Origin of the sequence: Globicatella sp. HMSC072A10 (genome assembly GCF_001811625.1) — a bacterium.
In the GTDB taxonomy this organism is placed as follows: domain Bacteria; phylum Bacillota; class Bacilli; order Lactobacillales; family Aerococcaceae; genus Globicatella; species Globicatella sanguinis.
Map to the genome: position 1 here is coordinate 17,916 of NZ_KV805752.1, position 19,326 is coordinate 37,241.

A 19,326-nucleotide genomic window follows, 5' to 3' on the forward strand; every position below is an offset into this window, starting at 1 on the left:
TTATTTTTTTATTGACATGCTTTTACAAACTCTTGAGCTTTTGCGACAACACTTTCATAACCTTTTTCCTTCACATCAGCAGCTAGGGCAGAGCCAACACCGACTGCACAAGCACCGTTTTGCTTCCATGTTGCGATATTATCGATTGATACACCACCAGAAGGCATTAAATCAACATTAGGAATCGGTCCGTGCACATCTTTAATAAAGTTAGGCCCTAGAACTCCACCAGGGAAGCATTTGATAATTTTAGCACCGCCATTCATTGCTTGAACAATCTCGGTCACCGTGCCACAACCTGGGAAGTATAATACCTCTTCAGAGAGGGCGTAGCGTTGAATTTCTTTATCATAATGGGGACTGACTAAGAAATCGGCACCTGCTACTACCGCTTCTTTGGCTAAGTCAAGATTCATTACCGTCCCTGCGCCAATGACTACTTTATCATCTTCACTGAATTCTGCCTTTAGTTGTTTGATAACTTCAGAAGCGTCGGGGGTAGTATAAGTTATTTCCATATTATAAATACCACCTTTGATCGTGTGACGAGCAATCTCTAAAGCATCTTCAGCACTTTTACCGCGAATGACAGCAAATATATAATTGTCTTTCAATTTATCTAAAATCATTCAATCATTCTCCTTTTTCTGATGTTGGCTAAAAAAATAAACACATCAGACACAACTCAAAAGTCATCTGATGTATTTATCATATCATAATTTTTTAAATAGTCAATTGAAAACGGTATATTTTTTTAATCTTCTAAAGAAATTCTATTATGGGATAGATGAATGACCATCGCATCATAGGCTGCGCTTGGATTTCGATCTTGAATTGCTTTAAAAATATTACGATGCGCTCGAATTGTTTGGTCCATTATTTCATCACTGGTAAAATAGTCATCGTACAAGTTAATTGATTGGATAATAATCGGGATTAATTGTTGCATGGCTAAATTACCACTTGCTTCAGCTATTGCTGTATGGAATTGAATATCTAACTCACGATGTTTGGAGTCTTCTTTATGCTTACGGATTTCAGCTTCAGTTGCTAACATTAGTTTTTCTAAGATTTCGATTTCTTCATCAGTACAATGATTAGCCGCTAAGCTTGCCATCCTTGGTTCTAGTAGAAAACGTACTTCAAATAAATCACGCGTTAACTTTAAATAATCTTCTACATCCTCAAAACTTAAAGGGCTATCACTGGTATCGACAAGATTTTTAATATAAGTCCCAGATCCTTGACGTACTTCCACAATATTGCGTGAAACTAACATCCGAATGGCTTCACGCAGGGTACTACGCCCAACTTCTAATCCTTGTGCTAATGTATATTCATTCGGTAATTTATCGCCAATTTCGAATGCTTGTTCTTGGAAATAATCCATTAATCGTTGAGCCGTAATATCCGCTAAACTTTTTTTCATATCATCACCTCGTTCATCTTCTAATTCTACCACATTCATTTAAAAAATTAAATATTATCAAGATAGTCATCAGATGACTATTGAAAAGTTATCTGATGAGTGATACACTATAAGTATCAAATGAAAACGTTCATATGAATAATAATTAAATGCAGGAGGGACAATCATGGCGTTTATAAAAAAAGATTTTATGATTACAAGTGAAACAGGGCAGCATTTATATAAAAAATATGCAAAGGATTTGCCCATTTATGACTATCATTGTCATTTAAGTCCAGAATTAATTGCGACTGACTATCAATTTGAAGATATTACCGATGTTTGGTTATCTGGTGATCATTATAAATGGCGCGCCTTACGTGCCAATGGTGTGCCGGAAAGTCATATTACTGGTAAAGAAACGAGTGCTAAAGAGAAATTTATGGAATGGGCTCAAACCGTTCCTAATACCGTAGGGAATCCTTTATTCCATTGGACTGCTTTAGAGTTAAAACGATATTTTGATATTGACGATATTTTAACGGCTGACAATGGTGAGGAAATTTTCGATCAATTAAACAAACAAATTAAAGAAAAGAAAATGACGACTCGTTATTTTATTAATCAATCCAATGTCGCTCTAATTGGTACGACCGATAGTCCAGAAGATTCTTTAGAATTCCATCAACAAATTGCTGAGGATGATTCTTTCAAAACAAAAGTCGTCCCTTCATTTAGACCAGATAAAGCTTTAAAAGTGAACGATCCAGCGTTTAATGAATATGTGCAATTAATTGGTAAAGTAGCTGATAAAAAGGTTAATCATTATCAAGATTTTGTTGATGCTTTAGCTCAACGTATCGCATTCTTTGATTCAGTGGGAACTGTTGCTTCAGACCATGCTTTAGAAGAAGTCAATTATGTCGCAGCGACAAATGAAGAAATAGAGGCAATTTTTGCCAAAGGATTAAAAGGGGATACACTCACTGCACAAGAAGTGAACCAATATACTAGCCGTTTATTAGTCGATTTAGCAAAACTGTATGCGGATTATGATTGGGCGATGCAAATTCATTTTGGTGCTTTACGTAATAATAATACTAAAATGTTTGAAACATTAGGTCCTGATACTGGATTTGACTCTATTCGTGACTCAAGTAATGATGCAAGTGGATTAAACCGATTATTCGATGCAATGAATCAAAATAATGGATTACCTAAGATGATTATTTACCCATTGAATCCAACGCAGTTTGATGTTATCGGCAGTGCTTTAGCTAACTTCCAAAGTAATGATAAAGGCATCAAATCTAAATTACAATTAGGTTCTGGTTGGTGGTTTAATGATACCGAACGTGGTATGCGCGCTCAAATGGCTGCTTTATCTGATCAAGGACTTTTAATGAATTTTGTCGGTATGTTAACCGATTCAAGAAGTTTCTTATCATATCCACGTCATGAATACTTCCGTCGTATTTTGTGCCAATTTATCGGTGAACAAGTCGATGCAGGTAAAATTCCAAATGATGAATCATTATTAAAGACTTTAGTTCAAAATATTTGTTACTACAATGCCGTAAATTACTTCACCAAAAATACGGATAAATAATTAGCTGTCTTTGTTTAGATAAATGACGAGCTAACGAAAGTTTAACGAAGAGATAAGAGATAATATTGTGTTAAACGAATGCTTTTATCTTTTTATAAAATAGACCTCAATTAAAAAGACTCTCTCAATTATAGCGTACCTCACCACAGTACTGCTTTAATTAAGGGAGTCATTTTTTATTATTTGATTCAAATGAGTGAACACCACTTTTGCTATTGCAGTCTTCATCATAGAAAAAAATGAATGATTAACTGCTAAATAGTGATCTTAACTGTGACAAGCTGCTACAAAGGCTTTGGCTTTAGTAACCACACTTTCATAACCATGTTCTTTCACATCAGAGGCTAGGGCAGAACCAACCCCAACAGCACAGGCACCATTTTTCTTCCAGGTAGCAATATTATCTAATGAAACACCACCGGAAGGCATTAAATTAACTTCTGGAATCGGTCCATGAACATCTTTAATAAAATTAGGTCCTAAGACGCCACCAGGGAAGCATTTAATAATGTTAGCCCCACCGTTCATTGCTTGCACAATTTCAGTGACCGTTCCACACCCTGGGAAGTATTCGACTTTCGCCTCTTTAGCATAAGCTAAAATATCAGGGTCAAGATGAGGACTTACCATAAAATCAGCTCCGGCAGCTACTGATTCCTTCGCTAATGCCAAATCCATCACCGTTCCTGCACCAATCACCACACGACTATCGTCTTTAAATTCTTCTTTTAATTGTTTAATGACAGCAGATGCACCCGGTGTTGTATAGGTGATTTCCATATTAAAAATGCCACCTTTAATCGCATGACGGGCAATTTCCAGCGCATCATCGGCTGTTTTACCACGAATGACTGCGAAAATATAATTATCTTTCAATTGTTCTAATACCATCTAGACCACTCCTTTATTCATCTATATAAAAATTTTATCACAAGCAACCAATCGTGTAAATGTAAACCCTTTAAAATAGCAGTTATTAATATATTTTTGACAAGAATGACTTGTTTAGATGTTCATCAGTGATACGACTTTTACAGTAGTCACATAATGAGAAATGTAAACGCCAAATCAATTTTCTGAAAATAATGTAAAATAATTTTGGACATTGTAAATGATGCGTAAATTTCTGATGAGTTTTTAATAAAGTCAATTGACTTTCGCTATGGCAAATTAGATACTCAATAGCGGGTGCTACAGTACTCGAACTTTATTCTGGAGGTCTATAATAGATGAAAAAATGGATTAAAAAATTAGTTTTAGCGGCTTCATCAATGGCAATTTCAAGCGCAGTTTTACCAATCAATCAAACAGTGAACGCGGCTGAACCAACAAAAATTACATTCTGGCATGGAATGGGTGGTAGTGTAGGGGAAGCTTTACAAAAATTAGTAGACGAATACAATGCTTCTCAATCAGAAGTAATCGTCGATGCACAATATCAAGGTTCATATGATGAAACTTTAACCAAATTACGTTCTACAGCTTCTGGTTCAGAAGTAGGTGCTGACTTAGTTCAAGTATTTGAGGTTGGATCAACTTTTATGATTGATTCAGGATTAACGGTTCCAGTCCAACAATTTGTCGATGAATCTCAATTTGATTTATCTCAATTAGAGCCAAACTTATTAGCCTACTATACTATCGGTGGACAATTAAATTCAATGCCATTTAATTCTTCGACACCGTTAATGTACTACAACAAAGATTTATTTGAAAAAGCGGGTGTCGAAGTACCGACCACTTTAGAAGAAATTATTGAAATCGGCCCTAAATTACAAGAAGCGGGAGCCCCAATGCCAGCAACTGTTTCCATCTATGGTTGGTGGATTGATCAATGGTTTAACAAAATGGAAAAAGACATTTTCAATGAGGCCAATGGTCGTGGTGACAAACCTTCAACGGCAGTCGATTTTATCGATAATGGTGGGATGGAAAAAATCTTAACAATGTGGAAAAAAGGGGTAGACAGCGGTATGATGCCGAACGTCGGTCGTACTGGAGGACAACCAGAATTTATCGCCGGTCAATCTGCGATTACTTTTGGTTCAACTGCTAGTTTACGTCAAATCTTAACTGAAGTTAACGGACGTTTTGAAGTGGGCGTTGCTTATTATCCTGGTATTGATGCGGAAGATAAAGGTGGCGTTTCAATCGGTGGGGCTTCATTATGGATGATTGAATCAGGAGATGACGCTCGTAAAGCAGCAACGTGGGACTTTATCCAATACTTAGTATCTGCGCCAGCTCAAGCTCAATGGAATGTTGACACAGGTTACTTCCCCGTTAATGTTGGTGCTCATGATGAACAAGTCTTCAAGGACAATTTAGCAGAATATCCGCAATTCCAAACCGCTATCGATCAATTACATGATGCTAAACCAGAAGACCAAGGCGCATTATCAGGTGTAGCCCAAGAAGCCCGTCAAATCTTTGAAAATGAAGTTGAAAAAGTATTTAACGGTGAATTAGAGCCAGCAGCGGCAGCTCAATCAATGGCAGACCAAATTAATAGCGCAATCGAAAACTATAACAAAGCAAATCAATAGTCAGCTAAGTTTGGGAAAGTTATCAATCGGGATAAAGGCAGCTCGCTTTTGATCTCGATTGACTTTCTTTTTATAGATTGGAGTACAAGATGAATCAAGATGTAGTAATTATAAAAGAAGAACAAACATTCTTCGACAAAATTAAAGGGTACCTTTATTTATCGCCGGCCATCATTATTTTGAGTCTATTTATGTTTTGGCCCTTTATCCAAACCTTATATCGCTCGATGTTTTTAACCAATAATATGGGTGCTAATGTCGAATATTTAGGATTTGGCAATTATACTGAACTATTGAGTAGTGATAGTTTTTGGAATAGTGTCAAAACCTCCTTTGTATTTGTTGTAATCGTTGTAGTAGTGGGGGTGACGCTCGGGTTTTTTACGGCCTTATTATGTCAAAAATCATTTCCTGGTGTTAAATTCTTTTCTACTTCCTATGCGATGCCGATGGCGATTGCTTCTGCCGGAATGGCGATGATTTTCCAAGTCATGTTAAATCCGACTGTAGGGATTATCAATCGTCTCTTAGGTACTTATATTAATTATTTAACTAAACCTGAGACAGCTTTATTAGTTATCGGAGTATTGACGGGGTGGTTAAATAGTGGCATGAATTTTCTCTATTTTTCTTCTGGTTTAGCATCGATTGATGATGCCTTATATGAAAGTGGGCAAGTAGATGGCGCCAATGGTTTTCAGCAGTTTTTATATATTACCATTCCGTCATTAAAACCGACATTGTTTTTTGTGATTGTGACCAATATCATCAATGCCTTCCAAGGTTTTGGTCAGATTAATATTTTAACTAAAGGTGGTCCTGGACAAGCGACTAATGTCATTGTCTATGATATTTATCGTAATGCCTTTATGAACTATCGCTATGGATTTGCTTCAGCAGAGTCGGTTATTTTATTTATCATCGTCATGTTGTTAACCATCGTGATGTTCAAATTACGTCGAAAGGAGCAGTAATCCATGAGCAATAAAGCTTTTAATGAAAATGAATTATTTTGGAGTCGTTTTTGGATGGGGTTACGATTAGTATTAAATATTGTTGTCTGGCTAATTGTCATGTTTCCCTTATTATATGGCTTTTCAATGGCCGTTAAACCAGCCGGAGAATTATACGATCCTACTTCCATTTGGTTTCCTAAAAGTCCAACCTTATCCAATTTCGTTGATGTTTTTCGGACGGCACCCATTGGTACTTATATTCGTAATTCCATGATCGTAGCAACGAGTATTACTATTTTACAAATTATCACCTCAGCATTAGCAGCTTTTGCTTTTCGTTTTTTAGAATTTAAGGGCAGAGGTATTTTGTACGCTTTAATCTTATCGACGATGATGATTCCCGGTGAATCGGTCATCATTTCACAATTTTTGATGGTCTCATCATGGGGTTGGACCGACTCACTGAAAGTTTTAATTATACCCTTTATGATTTCAGCCTTTAATATCTTTTTATGTGTGCAAGCTTTACAAAATTTCCCTTATGAAATTTATGAAGCAGCCAAGGTTGATGGTTGTCCTGATTTACGCTTTGTCTTTAGGATCTTAATTCCATTAATTAAACCGACACTTGGTGCAATGGCGGTTCAATCTTTCTTAGGTGGTTGGAATATGTATATGTGGCCATTATTAGTGACCAATCAAGATAGAAATCGTACCGTACAAATTGGTATCTCCATGTTAAATAGTGCCGATTCACAATCATTAGTCTTAATGGTTGCCGGTGTTGTTTTATGTATGATACCAAGTTTAGTAATCTTTATTGTTGGTTCACGCAATATGGTGAAAGGTTTAACAGCAGGTGCTGTTAAAGGTTAGAAAAGGGGATTGAATGAAATGGCAAATGTTAAGTTAAAGAAAGTAGCCAAAATTTATGAAGATGGCTATAAAGCAGTTAAAAATATTGATTTAGATATTCAAGATGGCGAATTTATTGTCTTTGTAGGACCTTCAGGGTGTGGAAAATCAACTACTTTGAGAATGATTGCCGGCTTAGAGCGTATTTCAGAAGGGGAATTATTCATTGATGATGTATTAGTCAATAATATGTCGCCCAAAGCACGTGATATCGCGATGGTCTTCCAATCTTATGCACTGTATCCACATATGACCAATCGTGATAATATCGCTTTTTCCATGAAGCTTTCCGGTGTATCTAAAAAAGAACGCTATCGTCGCGCCGAAGAAGTCGCCAAAATCTTACAATTAGAACCCGTTCTCGATAAAAAGCCTGGCGCTTTATCAGGTGGCCAACGTCAACGAGTAGCATTAGGACGAGCAATGGTGCGTAATCCCAAAGTGTTTTTATTAGATGAACCTTTATCTAACTTGGATGCGAAATTACGTGTGTCGATGCGTGCTGAAATCGTGGCTTTACATCGCGAATTAAAAAACACCTTTATCTATGTGACCCACGACCAAACCGAAGCCATGACCATGGGGGATCGAATTGCGGTGATGTCGGTTGGGAATGTCGAACAATTTGACACACCAGCTAATTTATATCATAATCCTGCAAATGTTTTTGTGGCTGAATTTATTGGTAGTCCGCAAATGAATATGCTATCATCTAAATTAGTCATGCAGAATGGTAAACCAGCATTTGCTTTATCGGATCGCACGATTGAACTACCAAATGAAATCGCCGAACGGTTAATTGTGCCAGTTGGTAATCAAGAAATATTAGTCGGCATTCGTCCTGAAAACATTAAATATAAAAAGATGAATGACGAACCTTCTGTGTTCACCGTAACGGCTAATAATGTCGAACAAATTGGTTCCGATACCTATGTTTACTTTGAATTACCAGATGGTATCCGTCAATGCGCTGCACGTTTTAATCCGCCACGCATTATTTCATATGGTCAAGCGGTTCATGTAAAAATGGATTTAACAAAATTAAGTCTCTTTGATAAAGCAACGGGTAAAACCATTCTCTCACCAAAAGAATTAGCAGAGGAGTTGTAAAAATGACATTTGTAATCGCACACCGGGGTTATAGTGAGCTATACCCAGAAAACACCCTATTAGCCTTTAAAAAATCGGCTGAACATGAGGCTTATGGCATTGAATTAGATGTTCATTTAACTAAAGATGAACAAGTGGTCATTTGTCATGATGAAAAAATTGACCGGACCTCGAATGGAACAGGCTATTTAAAAGATCTAACTTTAGAAGAAATTCAACAATTTACTTTCACTAATGGTTTAGAGATTCCTGAAGGAACGACCCATGAAGATATTACCGCACCTACTTTAGATGCTTTTTTTGAATGGTTAATTGAAACACCTTTAATGGTCAATATCGAAATCAAAAATAATATTTTCGTTTATCCTGGCATCGTCGATAAAACTCTTGCCTTAATTGAAAAATATAGCGTTGAAGATCGTGTCATTATTTCATCTTTCAATCATCATACTATCCGAGAAGTGAAAGAAAAAGCACCGCACATTGCTTGCGGATTCTTATCAGACACTGCCTTATTAGAGCCTGGTAACTATTGTGCTCAATATGGTGTTGAATATTATCATCCCGTTTTCGTTAGCTTAACGAAGGAAGATTTTATAAACTTGGCTGATAAAGGCATTAAAACCAATGTCTGGACCGTCAATGAACAAGCGCATCTTGAAATGATGGTAGCGCACAAGGTCAATGCGGTCATTACCAATTGCGTAGAATTAGCCAATAAAGTGGTAGCTCACGCTTAATAGTTTGGTCGTATCTGCGGCTCAAAGTACCTCCATTATTTAGGAGAATAGGTATTTAAGCAATCAATATTTATAGCCATAAAAATAACGTGTCTCACATAAAGAGTGGGGCGCGTTAATTTTTAAAATTATAGTTTATTTTACAAGAATGGACAATACCTTTAAACAGGTTATATGCTTCCATTATTAACCAGCTTCAACTGCGACAGAGTCAACATACGAAGCAATACTTAGTCAATTTTTTTACTTCTGGTCAACTCCCAGGTGTGCTTAGGTGGAAGGTAAATCAAAAATCAATCAATTTATTACTTCTTGCCAAATCCTATTTTTCAAAAGTCGATAGTAAAAGCGACATCCAATCAACTTCCTGTTCAGCTTCACCTAATTTCAGCAAAATTACCTTTTTAAATTGGCAATTGAATGACTTGAATGCCTTGTTGTTCAAACCTTTCAATAATGGCTGGATTTGCATATGAATCGGTGATGAGGATATCAATGACATCCGTTGGCGCAACAAAGAAATTCGCATCATAACCAATTTTTCGATAATCTGCAACGACAATGACTTTTTTTGTTGTATTTTGAATAAAAAGGGCATTAACGGCTAATTCATGAATGTTCACTGTCGATATGCCTCGTTCAGGACTGATACCCGAACAACCTAAAACTAATACATCCGCTTGAAAATTCATTAATGAAGCTAATGCTAAATCACCCACCAAAGCTTCTTTCGGGAAGCGGATTTCACCACCTGTTAAAATAACGGAGGTATTAGGATTATTTTTCATGTCAATGACATGGGCATTATTGGTTACGACTACTAATGACTTATCAATTAAATGATTCAAGGTCATTAAAGCGGTACTACTACTATTGACAAAAAGTGTCATATTATTTTCAACGTAAGAACTAGCTTGTTTAGCAATTTTATATTTGATTGCTTCGATATGTTCATTATTGGTATTACCTTCAAAGTGGGGTTTCTCCAGTATTTTTGCTTTTCCATGTAGACGATTTATTTTCCCCATCGTTTCCAATTCAGTTAAGTCTCGGCGAATGGTCATAGGCGAGACTGCTAATCGTTTAGCTAGCTGATTCACACTCAATACTAAATCGGGACTTGCTTGTAATAATTGCAAAATATTATAACGTCTTTCCTCAACAACTTCTTTTGACTGTTTCATCTCGTTCACCTCTTTTTCAAACATATTATAATCAAAACAAACATTAAAATAAAGTATAATTCCTTAACAAACGATTAAACGAACATAAAATGCATAAAATTATCTTATTCAAACATTTAACTGGGTTGTCAGCTTAAATTGTATCGTTTATTATTAAATTAATGAAAGCGTTATAAACGTTCAAGGAGGAATTTAAATGAACATTCAAGATGTAACAAAAGAAAGTTGGTTAAAAAGTACTTTTCCAGAATGGGGTACTTGGTTAAATGAAGAAATTCAAGAAGCTGAAGTTCCCGCTGGTTCATTTTCCATGTGGTGGTTAGGTTGTACAGGTATTTGGCTAAAATCTCATGAAGGCACCAATATTTTATGTGATTTATGGACAGGTACTGGTAAGAGAACTCATGGGGCAGGGGATATGAAAAAAGGACACCAAATGATGCGAATGAGTGGTGTCAAACAATTACAACCGAATTTACGTAATCAGCCATTCGTATTAGATCCTTTTGAAATTCAAAACGTAGATGCCCTTGTTGTCACTCATATCCATTCAGATCATTTAGATATTAATACAGCAGCTGCAGTAGCTAAAAATTGTCCAGATGCTAAATTTGTTGGACCTCAAGCAGTAGTAGACACCTGGGTAAAATGGGGTGTACCTGAAGCTAGAACCATCGTGGTAAAACCTAATGACGAATTGATGATCAAAGACATTAAAATTACCGCTTTAGAATCATTCGACCGTACTGCTTTAGTGACTTGGGACGGTGATCCTGAATATGAATTAAAAGGTAAAATGCCACAAGATATGGATCATATCGCCGTTAATTATCTATTTACTACATCAGGTGGTAGTGTTTATCATGCTGGTGATTCACATTTTTGTAATATGTTCGCCAAACATGGAAATGAACATAAAATTGATGTTTGTTTAGGTGCTTTTGGTGAAAACCCACGTGGTATTACCGACAAACTAACATCAGTGGATATTTTAAGAATGGCAGAAAACTTAAATGCCAAAGTCGTTATTCCAGTGCATCATGATATTTGGACAAACTTTATGGCAGATCCTCAAGAAATTGTTCAAATTTGGAAAATGAAAAAAGACCGCTTAGATTATCAATTCAATCCGTATATTTGGCAAGTAGGTGGACGTTTTAACTACCCACAAGATTTAGGAAAACTTGAATTTATGTTTAACCGTGGATTTAAAGACGCCTTCCACTATGAAAATGATACACCATTCCCATCATTCTTATAATTTGACATAACCGTAGGAGGATTCTTTATGTTAGAAAATATCGTTGAAAAAGGCTTGTATTCCTTTCACCATCAATTTGAAAGTTGGGAAGATGCCATTAAAGCAGCCTGCCGACCTTTAGAAGAAAAAGGGATTATTTCGACCGACTATTCACAATATATTATTAATAATGTTCACGAATTTGGACCTTATATCGTGATTGCACCGGAAATCTGCATTCCTCATGCTCAAGAAGGTAAAGGTGTTTATCAAACTGAAATTGGCTTTATGAAAACAGAAGTACCGGTAGATTTTGGATCTAACTGTGACTATACAGCCCGCCTGTTCTTTGTTTTAGCTTCAATAAATAATGACCAACATCTTGAAAATTTAACTCAATTGGTCACTTTATTGGAAGATGAGTCTTTAGTTGAAAAACTGCTGTCAGCAAAAAACGCAGAAGATTTATTATCACTCACAAGAAAGTAGGATTTATATGGAGATCATTATTAATCTTTGGAAATTTTTCCAAATTAACATTTTAACCAACCCAGCATTCTTCGTTGGTTTTCTAGTGCTAATTGGTTACTTATTGATGAATAAGAAATGGTATGATGCGTTAGCTGGGTTTATTAAAGCCGTTGTTGGTTATTTAATATTAAACGTTGCGGCTGGTGGTTTAGTCTCTAACTTCCGTCCGATATTAGCGGGCTTAAAAGAACGTTTTGACTTACAGGCTGCGGTCATTGATCCATATTTTGGTCAATCTGCTGCGCAAAGTGCCGTTGAAGAAGCAGGTCGTTCATTTAGTTTAATGTTAATGGTCTTATTAGTCGCTTTTATTGTCAATATTATCTTAGTTATCTTTAGAAAATGGACCAAAGTACGGACTGTTTTTATTACTGGACACATCATGGTTCAACAATCTTCAACGGCCTTATGGTTAGTGCTATTTGCCTTTCCGCAATTACAAGATACGCAAATTTTAATCATCTTAGGTGTAGTCTTAGGGGTTTATTGGTCAGTTTCTTCAAATTTAACAGTAGAAGCGACTCAAGATTTGACTGGTGGAGCCGGCTTAGCTATTGGGCATCAACAAATGTTTGGTGTTTGGTTAACAGATAAAATAGCCCCTTTCTTTAAATCAAAAGATGGAAAAGGTATTGATGAAATTGAATTACCAGGTTTCTTATCGATTTTTAAAGAAAGTATTGTCGCAACTTCTATCTTAATGTTTGTCTTCTTTGGTTTAATTATGGGCATCTTGGGTAAAGACTTAATGATGACCATCGATACGGCATATGGTAGTTCAGGTGGTGCACAAAACTATGTATTCTATATTTTACAAAAATCATTAACCTTCACGGTTTATTTACAAATCTTACAACTCGGTGTTCGGATGTTCGTATCAGAATTATCAGAATCATTCCAAGGTATTTCTGATAAATTATTACCTGGATCAATGCCAGCCATTGACTGTGCAGCCGTTTATGGGTTCGGGCCAGAAAATGCGGTCACCATCGGTTTCTTGTTCGGAACATTAGGACAATTTATTGCGATTATGGGATTATTAGTATTTAAGAGTCCAGTTTTAGTTATTACCGGTTTCGTGCCAGTATTCTTTGATAATGCTACCTTCGCAGTTTATGCAAACCATAAAGGTGGCTTTAGAGCTGCGACCATCATTCCATTTTTATCCGGAATTATTCAAGTATTAGGGGGAGCCTTTGCCGCTTCAGTCTTCCAATTAGCAAAATATGGTGGCTGGCATGGTAACTTCGACTGGGATACCATCTGGGTTGGATTTGGCTTGATGATGAAATATGGTGGTTTTATTGGCGTGGCAGCCATTCTATTAATCTTATTAGCAATACCTCAATTACAATATATGAAAAATAAAGAGCATTATTTCACCGTAGCTGAAGATTATGAAGGCTATTTAGAGGCAACTCAACAGTAATTAAACATAATGAATTGTCATTATAAAATATAAAAATGGAGATGATAAAAATGATCAAAGTATTAGCAGCATGTGGCAGTGGTATGGGATCAAGCCAAATTATAAAAATGAAACTAGCCAATGTTTTTAGAAAGAAAAATATTCCGGTTGAAATCCACCATTGTGCCGTATCAGAAGCGAAGTCGCTTGCCAAACAATATGATATCGTATTTGTTTCTAAAGCATTATTGGATGTTTTTAGTGGTTTAGATTTACCTAAAACTCATGTGATAGGTTTACAAAATCTATTATCTGAAAAAGAAATCACCGAACAATTAGAAGCCATTCAGCTTACAGTATAATTTAAAAAACGAAAGAGGGACGTGGTGAAGAGCCCGTCCTTTTTAACGAAGAAAGGGGAAGATAAAATGAGTATTCCAAATTTACAAGTCGCGTTGGATCATTCCAATATTAAAGATGCCATTAAAGATGCGGTAGCAGTAGGACAAGAAGTCGACATTATTGAAGCAGGTACCGTTTTGATGTTAGAAGTAGGGAGTGAAGTCGTTGGCGTTTTACGCGAGTTATTTCCTAATAAAACAATCGTAGCCGATACAAAATGTGCCGATGCCGGTGGTACGGTAGCGAAAAACTGTGCTAATCGTGGAGCAGACTGGATGACATGTATCTGTTCAGCAACCATCGCTACTATGAAAGCAGCGGCCAAAGAAGTAAAAGAAATACAAGTTGAATTATATGGGGACTGGACTTATGAGCATGCACAACAATGGTTAGATGCGGGTATTAATCAGGCAATCTATCACCAAAGTCGTGATGCATTATTAGCAGGGGAAACTTGGGGCGAAAAAGATTTAAACAAAGTTAAAAAATTAGTTGAAATGGGCTTCAAAGTAAGTGTCACCGGCGGTTTAAATATCGATACTTTAAAATTATTTGAAGGCATTGATGTATATACCTTTATTGCAGGACGTGGCATCACTCAAGCTGAAGATCCAGCGGTGGCTGCACGAGCATTTAAAGACGAAATACGTCGTATTTGGGGGTAATATCAATGGCTACTTTAGGAATTTATGAAAAAGCATTACCTAAAGACATCAGTTGGCTAGAACGATTGCAACTTGCCAAAGAGTTAGGATTCGATTTTGTAGAGATGTCAATTGATGAAACTGATGAACGATTAGCTCGACTTGATTGGACTTTAGATCAAATTTGTGAAATCCGTGCTGCAATTGATCAAACAGGTATCTTCATTCCATCAATTTGTTTAAGCGGTCATCGACGATTTCCGCTTGGTTCACATGATAAAAATACCCGTGAAAAAGCATTAGACATTATGCAAAAAGCCATTAATCTGGCAGGTAAATTAGGCGTTAGAACGATACAATTAGCCGGATACGACGTTTACTATGAAGAAAAAGATGTGCTAACTAGTGCTTATTTTATTGAAAATCTCAAGAAATCGGTTTGCATGGCAGCTGAAAAACAAGTAATGTTGTCTATCGAGATTATGGATGATCCCTATATTAACTCACTCACCAAATTTAAACAAATAAATCGAGCAGTGCCTTCACCGTGGTTACAAGTTTATCCAGATATTGGCAATCTTTCCGCATGGCCAGAAAATAATGTGATTGAAGAATTAACATTAGGCTTAGCATCTATCACGGCTATCCATCTTAAAGACACTAAAAATGTTACCGCTGATTCACCGGGCGTCTTTAAAAATGTCCCATTTGGTGAAGGGGATGTGGATTTTTTAGGTTGCTTAAAAACTTTGGAACGTCTCGGCTATCAAGGTGCTTTTGTTATTGAAATGTGGAGTGAAACCGATTCAGAACCAACAGCACGTATTCAAGAGGCCAAAGAATATCTTTTACCACTTTTAGAGGAAGCGGGGTACTATTTTGACTAAAGAAATAATTAGAGAAATGAAAGAACGCGTCTTTCAAGCAAACTTACAATTACCAAACTGGGGATTAGTAAAATTAACTTGGGGTAATGTCAGTGAAATTAATCGTGAACTAGGTGTCATTGTTATTAAACCGAGTGGTGTGGATTATCAAGCGATGACGGCAGATCAAATGGTGGTGGTCGATTTAGATGGTAACCCATTAGAGAAAGGTTATCGACCTTCATCTGATTTACCAACTCATGTCTATTTATACAAGCATTTCGCGAATATTAAGGCTGTAGTCCATACTCATAGTACCAATGCGGTCGCCTGGGCACAAGCCGGACGTTCTTTGCCTGTATATGGAACAACGCACGCTGATACTTTTTATGGCGAAGTGCCGATTACGCGTCATCTAACAAGTGAAGAAGTCACAGAAGCTTACGAATGGAATACTGGTAAAGTCATTGTGGAAACCTTTGAAAATCAAAACCTTGATCCCTTAGCTATTCCAGCAGTGTTAGTCAATGGTCATGGTCCTTTTACATGGGGAACCACTACGCAAAAAGCCATCGAAAACAGCTTAGTTTTAGACGAATGTTGTCAAATGGCACAGATAACTGAAGCCGTTCGTTCAAACGCAGAAAAATTACCTCAATGTGTGCTTGATAAACATTATTATCGCAAACACGGTGCTAATGCGTATTATGGACAAAATTAAATCAAAATATTAAACGTAAATAAAATACAAAAACAAAAAAACAACAAGGTTTTACACATAGTTTATACTAGGAGACTGGATAGAATTAATAATCTATCTGGTCTCATATTTATTTTAATATATTAGTTAAGTTTCTCACAAATCCATTGAACATCCATTAGCTTAGTGATAAAATTAATTTATAATAAAAGGAGAGGGTTTACATGAGAGAAAAATTTTTAGCAAAAGATTATGTTAATAATGACTATAAAGATATCGTATTTAATCGTCGTTCATGCCGTCGATTTGACCCTAGTCAAAGTATTAGTCGTGATGAAATCGTCGAAATGTTAGATGAAGCGACAATTACACCATCCGCATGTAACTTACAATCATGGCACTTTGTCATCGTTGATAATGAAGAAGCTCGTAACAAAGTCAAAGCAATCACGATGCCGTTTAACTATCCTCAATTAGAAACAGCACCAGTTACAATCTTTATATTAGGCGATACTCACTCACATAAAGTTTATCGCGAAGTTTGGACCAAAGTATATGAAGAGGGCAAAATTACCAAAGAGAAATTAGACGCCATCTTCAATACATTTTTACCGTTATATGAAAAAGCTGATCGCGACTTTTTAATTAAAGATGCTACCTTAGACAGTTCAATGTTAGCAATGCAATTATTATTGGTTGCTAGAGCGCACGGATATGAAGCGAATGCATGGGCTGGCTATAATTCAAAAGACTTAGTTGCAACTTTAGAACTTGATAGCGAACGTTTCGTACCTATTATGGCCATTTCAATTGGTAAACCAGGCGAAGAACCACTTGAGTCAACACGTTATGATGTGAATTCTAAAATTAACTTTTTAGCTTAAAATTTGAGACCATTAGAAGCAGGAGAGAGTGCTTTTAATGGTTTTTTAGTTCAAATAATTAATCAAAAGTATCGTTAAATTGCTTAAAAAAGGGTGATAATTTGATATAATAAAATAAAAATAGCTAGGAGAATGCTTAATGAAGAAATGGAAAGAAATTAATTTGGTTGATGACCAGAAAACGCTAAAGAAATTAAGTCGTTATTCACTCGTTATTCTTATTGCATCTGTCATAATATTGCAAGTGATCATCGGCATTATGCAAGCTTTTTACCAGTTTAGTAAAGCGCCAATTCCATTAGATATTAAGCATATTTTTATTGAACTGATTAGTTTTGTGGCTCTTTTTATGATTATCTTACTCATTCACGAAGCGATTCATGGCATCTTCTTTAAACTATTTGATCCATATGCTACAGTTAAGTTCGGTTATCAAACCGGAATGGTGTACACATCAAGTCCCGGCAGTCGCTATACACGCACTCAATTTATAGTTATTGCATTAATGCCTTGTTTAATCATTAGTTTGGCGTTAATCGCATTATTTCCAATTGTAGTACCTCATTCATCATTATTTGATATATTAACGGCGACTCATCTATCTACATGTATCGGGGATTTTTATTTAATAAATCAATTGTTAAAAGCACCACAAGATGTGAAGGTCGAAGATACTGAAAAAGGCATTATTTTGTATTTATAAATTAGGAGCAGCTTATGTCTGTATATGTATCAAACTTTTAAGTATTCTATTAAAATGAAGAGAGAATATGAAGAATTAATGATAAATTATTATTTAAGATGCAAGTTATTGATCCTTCATTAAAATTAATATCCCTTATTTAACGTCGTTTCATGGGTAATCTTCCACCTTAATATTTGAAAAGAGCTTAAAACGCAAATTAATGAATCAGTTGCAACAAACAGTACGATGTATTAGATATATAGACCACATTATTACAACATAAGAACGAGTGGGGAGTCATGCAGAAAAATAATATATCTGGGTTAACATAATATACATTACATTTCGGTAGTGATAATTTATAACTTAATTTATAAATATCATTTATAGTTGCTTTTTTACTTCGATTCAATGAAAGCCATAATTCAATCTCATTCATACAATCACAATCATTGCATTCATTTATATACGTCGTTTGTGGTAGCTGGTTAATATTATTAAATGAACTGTTCCATCAGTAATTTGAATTTCAGCTGACTAAACAAATTTAATCTACATCGCATATCAACGCTCATTACACATCTTTATCGATGCCATTTAATAATCCAAATGATATAATTTGTTCCTACAACTGTCGTCATATTTGAATTTATTTTTGTGATTTTTTTATGTTGCGATAAATTTAGATTCAATCATTTATCATTTGATTATTGTTAAGATCTGTGATGCCTCATTTAATACTTCAGATAGCATTTACAACTGTTCCAAAATTCTATGAGCTATCATTATCTATAAAATTTTGTTGATACCAGTTCATCTTTAAAATTAGACATAAAAATAATACCGGTCAGAAATTAAGTCTCTGCCCGGTATTTGTAATATTATTTAAATAATCTGTCAAACCAATTTGCTTTTCTTACAATAATCGACGTGTTTTCATTTGGTGTATAAACTTTACGATTTTCCTGAACCTCTTCGGTATTTAAGAAACTTACTGGTTTGTATTTACAACTTCTAGCCATTGTTTGGATAATTAATTTGGGTTGTTTTTTCACTGTATTTTGTTCCATGATCCTTTTCCTTTCAAAAAAACATCTAATGCAACCTACAGTTATATTGTAACATATTTCACTATATTTCACAATAAAGATTAGATTTAAAACACCTTAATTCATTTTCATAAAATGATGATTAACCTTATAATGTATGCGCTTATACGAGTGTTTTCAAAGTATATATTAATCAGATTTTCATTATTAATTAAATGTTTTTTCACAATCTGATTAACAATGCTAACTTTCTTATTATTTCTAAATAATCAATTAAAAACGATGATTCTTAATAAGGAAATGATTAGAAACTCCATTTAACCAATGAGTAAAAGCTAGCATGTCTTATTTACCGCCCTGTTCATCATTTGACTTTTTTATCCAGGATTAACGATATTTTTTGTCAATAATGTTCCGTTTTAAAATAGATACTATCATTTTTTTCTTAA

Annotated in this window: 20 protein-coding genes; 15 read left to right on the forward strand and 5 right to left on the reverse strand. The window is 35.5% G+C overall.

The genetic code is table 11. From position 1 onward, the window contains the following. Positions 1–8: 8 nt before the first annotated feature. Both HMPREF2811_RS07015 and HMPREF2811_RS07020 read right to left on the reverse strand, forming a co-directional pair. Complete coding sequence (locus tag HMPREF2811_RS07015) at positions 9–626, reverse strand: bifunctional 4-hydroxy-2-oxoglutarate aldolase/2-dehydro-3-deoxy-phosphogluconate aldolase (RefSeq protein ID WP_141749278.1); 618 nt, start codon at positions 624–626, stop codon at positions 9–11. A gap of 128 nt (positions 627–754) precedes the next feature. Next, positions 755–1,429 (reverse strand): FadR/GntR family transcriptional regulator, encoded by a 675-nt coding sequence (locus HMPREF2811_RS07020; protein ID WP_071408723.1) that lies wholly within the window; start codon positions 1,427–1,429, stop codon positions 755–757. 166 nt (positions 1,430–1,595) lie between these two features. Here HMPREF2811_RS07020 and uxaC point away from each other — a divergent pair, with 166 nt between their 5' ends. Continuing rightward, the gene (uxaC, locus tag HMPREF2811_RS07025) at positions 1,596–3,017 is read left to right on the forward strand and encodes a glucuronate isomerase (protein ID WP_071408724.1); all 1,422 of its coding nucleotides are present in this window, start codon (positions 1,596–1,598) and stop codon (positions 3,015–3,017) included. Between the two features lie 267 nt (positions 3,018–3,284). On the opposite strand, the gene HMPREF2811_RS07030 is transcribed toward uxaC, so the two are convergent. Then, on the reverse strand, positions 3,285–3,908 hold the full coding sequence (locus HMPREF2811_RS07030) for a bifunctional 4-hydroxy-2-oxoglutarate aldolase/2-dehydro-3-deoxy-phosphogluconate aldolase (RefSeq protein ID WP_071408725.1): 624 nt from the start codon (positions 3,906–3,908) through the stop codon (positions 3,285–3,287). Between the two features lie 338 nt (positions 3,909–4,246). Here HMPREF2811_RS07030 and HMPREF2811_RS07035 point away from each other — a divergent pair, with 338 nt between their 5' ends. From HMPREF2811_RS07035 to HMPREF2811_RS07055, 5 genes are all read left to right on the forward strand, one after another. Beyond that, positions 4,247–5,563, forward strand: coding sequence for an ABC transporter substrate-binding protein (locus tag HMPREF2811_RS07035; protein WP_071408726.1), 1,317 nt, complete (start codon positions 4,247–4,249; stop codon positions 5,561–5,563). 89 nt (positions 5,564–5,652) lie between these two features. Further along, a complete protein-coding gene (locus HMPREF2811_RS07040; protein ID WP_066126070.1) occupies positions 5,653–6,537 on the forward strand; it encodes a carbohydrate ABC transporter permease in 885 nt (294 codons plus the stop codon). 3 nt (positions 6,538–6,540) lie between these two features. Then, positions 6,541–7,395 carry a carbohydrate ABC transporter permease gene (locus tag HMPREF2811_RS07045; protein ID WP_084802039.1) on the forward strand — a complete coding sequence of 285 codons (855 nt, stop codon included), beginning with the start codon at positions 6,541–6,543 and terminating at the stop codon, positions 7,393–7,395. Between the two features lie 18 nt (positions 7,396–7,413). After that, on the forward strand, positions 7,414–8,544 hold the full coding sequence (locus HMPREF2811_RS07050) for an ABC transporter ATP-binding protein (RefSeq protein ID WP_071408727.1): 1,131 nt from the start codon (positions 7,414–7,416) through the stop codon (positions 8,542–8,544). 2 nt (positions 8,545–8,546) lie between these two features. Beyond that, positions 8,547–9,284, forward strand: coding sequence for a glycerophosphodiester phosphodiesterase (locus HMPREF2811_RS07055; protein ID WP_071408728.1), 738 nt, complete (start codon positions 8,547–8,549; stop codon positions 9,282–9,284). A 404-nt stretch (positions 9,285–9,688) separates the two neighbouring features. Here the strand turns inward: HMPREF2811_RS07055 and HMPREF2811_RS07060 are convergent, their stop codons facing one another. Next, a complete protein-coding gene (locus tag HMPREF2811_RS07060) occupies positions 9,689–10,468 on the reverse strand; it encodes a DeoR/GlpR family DNA-binding transcription regulator (protein WP_071408729.1) in 780 nt (259 codons plus the stop codon). 196 nt (positions 10,469–10,664) lie between these two features. On the opposite strand from HMPREF2811_RS07060, the gene ulaG reads away from it, so the two are divergent. The 9 genes from ulaG (at position 10,665) to HMPREF2811_RS07105 (ending at position 17,846) form a co-directional block, all read left to right on the forward strand. Then, on the forward strand, positions 10,665–11,729 hold the full coding sequence (gene ulaG / locus HMPREF2811_RS07065; protein ID WP_071408730.1) for an L-ascorbate 6-phosphate lactonase: 1,065 nt from the start codon (positions 10,665–10,667) through the stop codon (positions 11,727–11,729). Positions 11,730–11,756: 27 nt separating this feature from the next. Then, positions 11,757–12,197 carry a PTS sugar transporter subunit IIA gene (locus HMPREF2811_RS07070; protein WP_071408731.1) on the forward strand — a complete coding sequence of 147 codons (441 nt, stop codon included), beginning with the start codon at positions 11,757–11,759 and terminating at the stop codon, positions 12,195–12,197. A gap of 7 nt (positions 12,198–12,204) precedes the next feature. Further along, positions 12,205–13,668, forward strand: a complete 1,464-nt coding sequence (locus tag HMPREF2811_RS07075; RefSeq protein ID WP_071408732.1) for a PTS ascorbate transporter subunit IIC — start codon at positions 12,205–12,207, stop codon at positions 13,666–13,668. A 50-nt stretch (positions 13,669–13,718) separates the two neighbouring features. Further along, positions 13,719–14,009: a PTS sugar transporter subunit IIB gene (locus tag HMPREF2811_RS07080; RefSeq protein WP_071408733.1), complete on the forward strand. Its 291-nt coding sequence runs from the start codon at positions 13,719–13,721 to the stop codon at positions 14,007–14,009. Positions 14,010–14,075: 66 nt separating this feature from the next. Next, positions 14,076–14,714, forward strand: coding sequence for a 3-keto-L-gulonate-6-phosphate decarboxylase UlaD (locus HMPREF2811_RS07085; protein ID WP_071408734.1), 639 nt, complete (start codon positions 14,076–14,078; stop codon positions 14,712–14,714). 5 nt (positions 14,715–14,719) lie between these two features. After that, complete coding sequence (locus tag HMPREF2811_RS07090) at positions 14,720–15,580, forward strand: L-ribulose-5-phosphate 3-epimerase (protein WP_071408735.1); 861 nt, start codon at positions 14,720–14,722, stop codon at positions 15,578–15,580. After that, positions 15,570–16,280, forward strand: coding sequence for an L-ribulose-5-phosphate 4-epimerase (locus HMPREF2811_RS07095; RefSeq protein WP_141749277.1), 711 nt, complete (start codon positions 15,570–15,572; stop codon positions 16,278–16,280). The genes HMPREF2811_RS07090 and HMPREF2811_RS07095 overlap by 11 nt, the downstream gene beginning before the upstream one ends. A 203-nt stretch (positions 16,281–16,483) precedes the next feature. Beyond that, positions 16,484–17,143 (forward strand): nitroreductase family protein, encoded by a 660-nt coding sequence (locus HMPREF2811_RS07100; RefSeq protein WP_071408736.1) that lies wholly within the window; start codon positions 16,484–16,486, stop codon positions 17,141–17,143. Between the two features lie 139 nt (positions 17,144–17,282). Next, positions 17,283–17,846, forward strand: a complete 564-nt coding sequence (locus HMPREF2811_RS07105; protein ID WP_071408737.1) for a DUF3267 domain-containing protein — start codon at positions 17,283–17,285, stop codon at positions 17,844–17,846. Positions 17,847–18,709: 863 nt separating this feature from the next. Here HMPREF2811_RS07105 and HMPREF2811_RS07110 read toward each other — a convergent pair. Next, positions 18,710–18,898, reverse strand: a complete 189-nt coding sequence (locus tag HMPREF2811_RS07110) for a hypothetical protein (protein ID WP_071408738.1) — start codon at positions 18,896–18,898, stop codon at positions 18,710–18,712. Positions 18,899–19,326: the final 428 nt, after the last annotated feature.

What these genes read in the sequence shown, in the direction of transcription:
- HMPREF2811_RS07040 (WP_066126070.1), top strand. Translation starts at nt 5,653, where the DNA reads ATGAATCAAGATGTAGTAATTATAAAAGAAGAACAAACATTCTTCGAC.
- uxaC (WP_071408724.1), top strand. Translation starts at nt 1,596, where the DNA reads ATGGCGTTTATAAAAAAAGATTTTATGATTACAAGTGAAACAGGGCAG.
- HMPREF2811_RS07105 (WP_071408737.1), top strand. Translation starts at nt 17,283, where the DNA reads ATGAAGAAATGGAAAGAAATTAATTTGGTTGATGACCAGAAAACGCTA.
- HMPREF2811_RS07020 (WP_071408723.1), bottom strand. Translation starts at nt 1,429, where the DNA reads ATGAAAAAAAGTTTAGCGGATATTACGGCTCAACGATTAATGGATTAT.
- HMPREF2811_RS07060 (WP_071408729.1), bottom strand. Translation starts at nt 10,468, where the DNA reads ATGAAACAGTCAAAAGAAGTTGTTGAGGAAAGACGTTATAATATTTTG.
- HMPREF2811_RS07110 (WP_071408738.1), bottom strand. Translation starts at nt 18,898, where the DNA reads ATGGAACAAAATACAGTGAAAAAACAACCCAAATTAATTATCCAAACA.
- HMPREF2811_RS07070 (WP_071408731.1), top strand. Translation starts at nt 11,757, where the DNA reads ATGTTAGAAAATATCGTTGAAAAAGGCTTGTATTCCTTTCACCATCAA.
- HMPREF2811_RS07085 (WP_071408734.1), top strand. Translation starts at nt 14,076, where the DNA reads ATGAGTATTCCAAATTTACAAGTCGCGTTGGATCATTCCAATATTAAA.
- HMPREF2811_RS07045 (WP_084802039.1), top strand. Translation starts at nt 6,541, where the DNA reads ATGAGCAATAAAGCTTTTAATGAAAATGAATTATTTTGGAGTCGTTTT.
- HMPREF2811_RS07100 (WP_071408736.1), top strand. Translation starts at nt 16,484, where the DNA reads ATGAGAGAAAAATTTTTAGCAAAAGATTATGTTAATAATGACTATAAA.
- HMPREF2811_RS07030 (WP_071408725.1), bottom strand. Translation starts at nt 3,908, where the DNA reads ATGGTATTAGAACAATTGAAAGATAATTATATTTTCGCAGTCATTCGT.
- HMPREF2811_RS07050 (WP_071408727.1), top strand. Translation starts at nt 7,414, where the DNA reads ATGGCAAATGTTAAGTTAAAGAAAGTAGCCAAAATTTATGAAGATGGC.
- HMPREF2811_RS07035 (WP_071408726.1), top strand. Translation starts at nt 4,247, where the DNA reads ATGAAAAAATGGATTAAAAAATTAGTTTTAGCGGCTTCATCAATGGCA.
- HMPREF2811_RS07075 (WP_071408732.1), top strand. Translation starts at nt 12,205, where the DNA reads ATGGAGATCATTATTAATCTTTGGAAATTTTTCCAAATTAACATTTTA.
- HMPREF2811_RS07090 (WP_071408735.1), top strand. Translation starts at nt 14,720, where the DNA reads ATGGCTACTTTAGGAATTTATGAAAAAGCATTACCTAAAGACATCAGT.
- HMPREF2811_RS07080 (WP_071408733.1), top strand. Translation starts at nt 13,719, where the DNA reads ATGATCAAAGTATTAGCAGCATGTGGCAGTGGTATGGGATCAAGCCAA.
- HMPREF2811_RS07055 (WP_071408728.1), top strand. Translation starts at nt 8,547, where the DNA reads ATGACATTTGTAATCGCACACCGGGGTTATAGTGAGCTATACCCAGAA.
- ulaG (WP_071408730.1), top strand. Translation starts at nt 10,665, where the DNA reads ATGAACATTCAAGATGTAACAAAAGAAAGTTGGTTAAAAAGTACTTTT.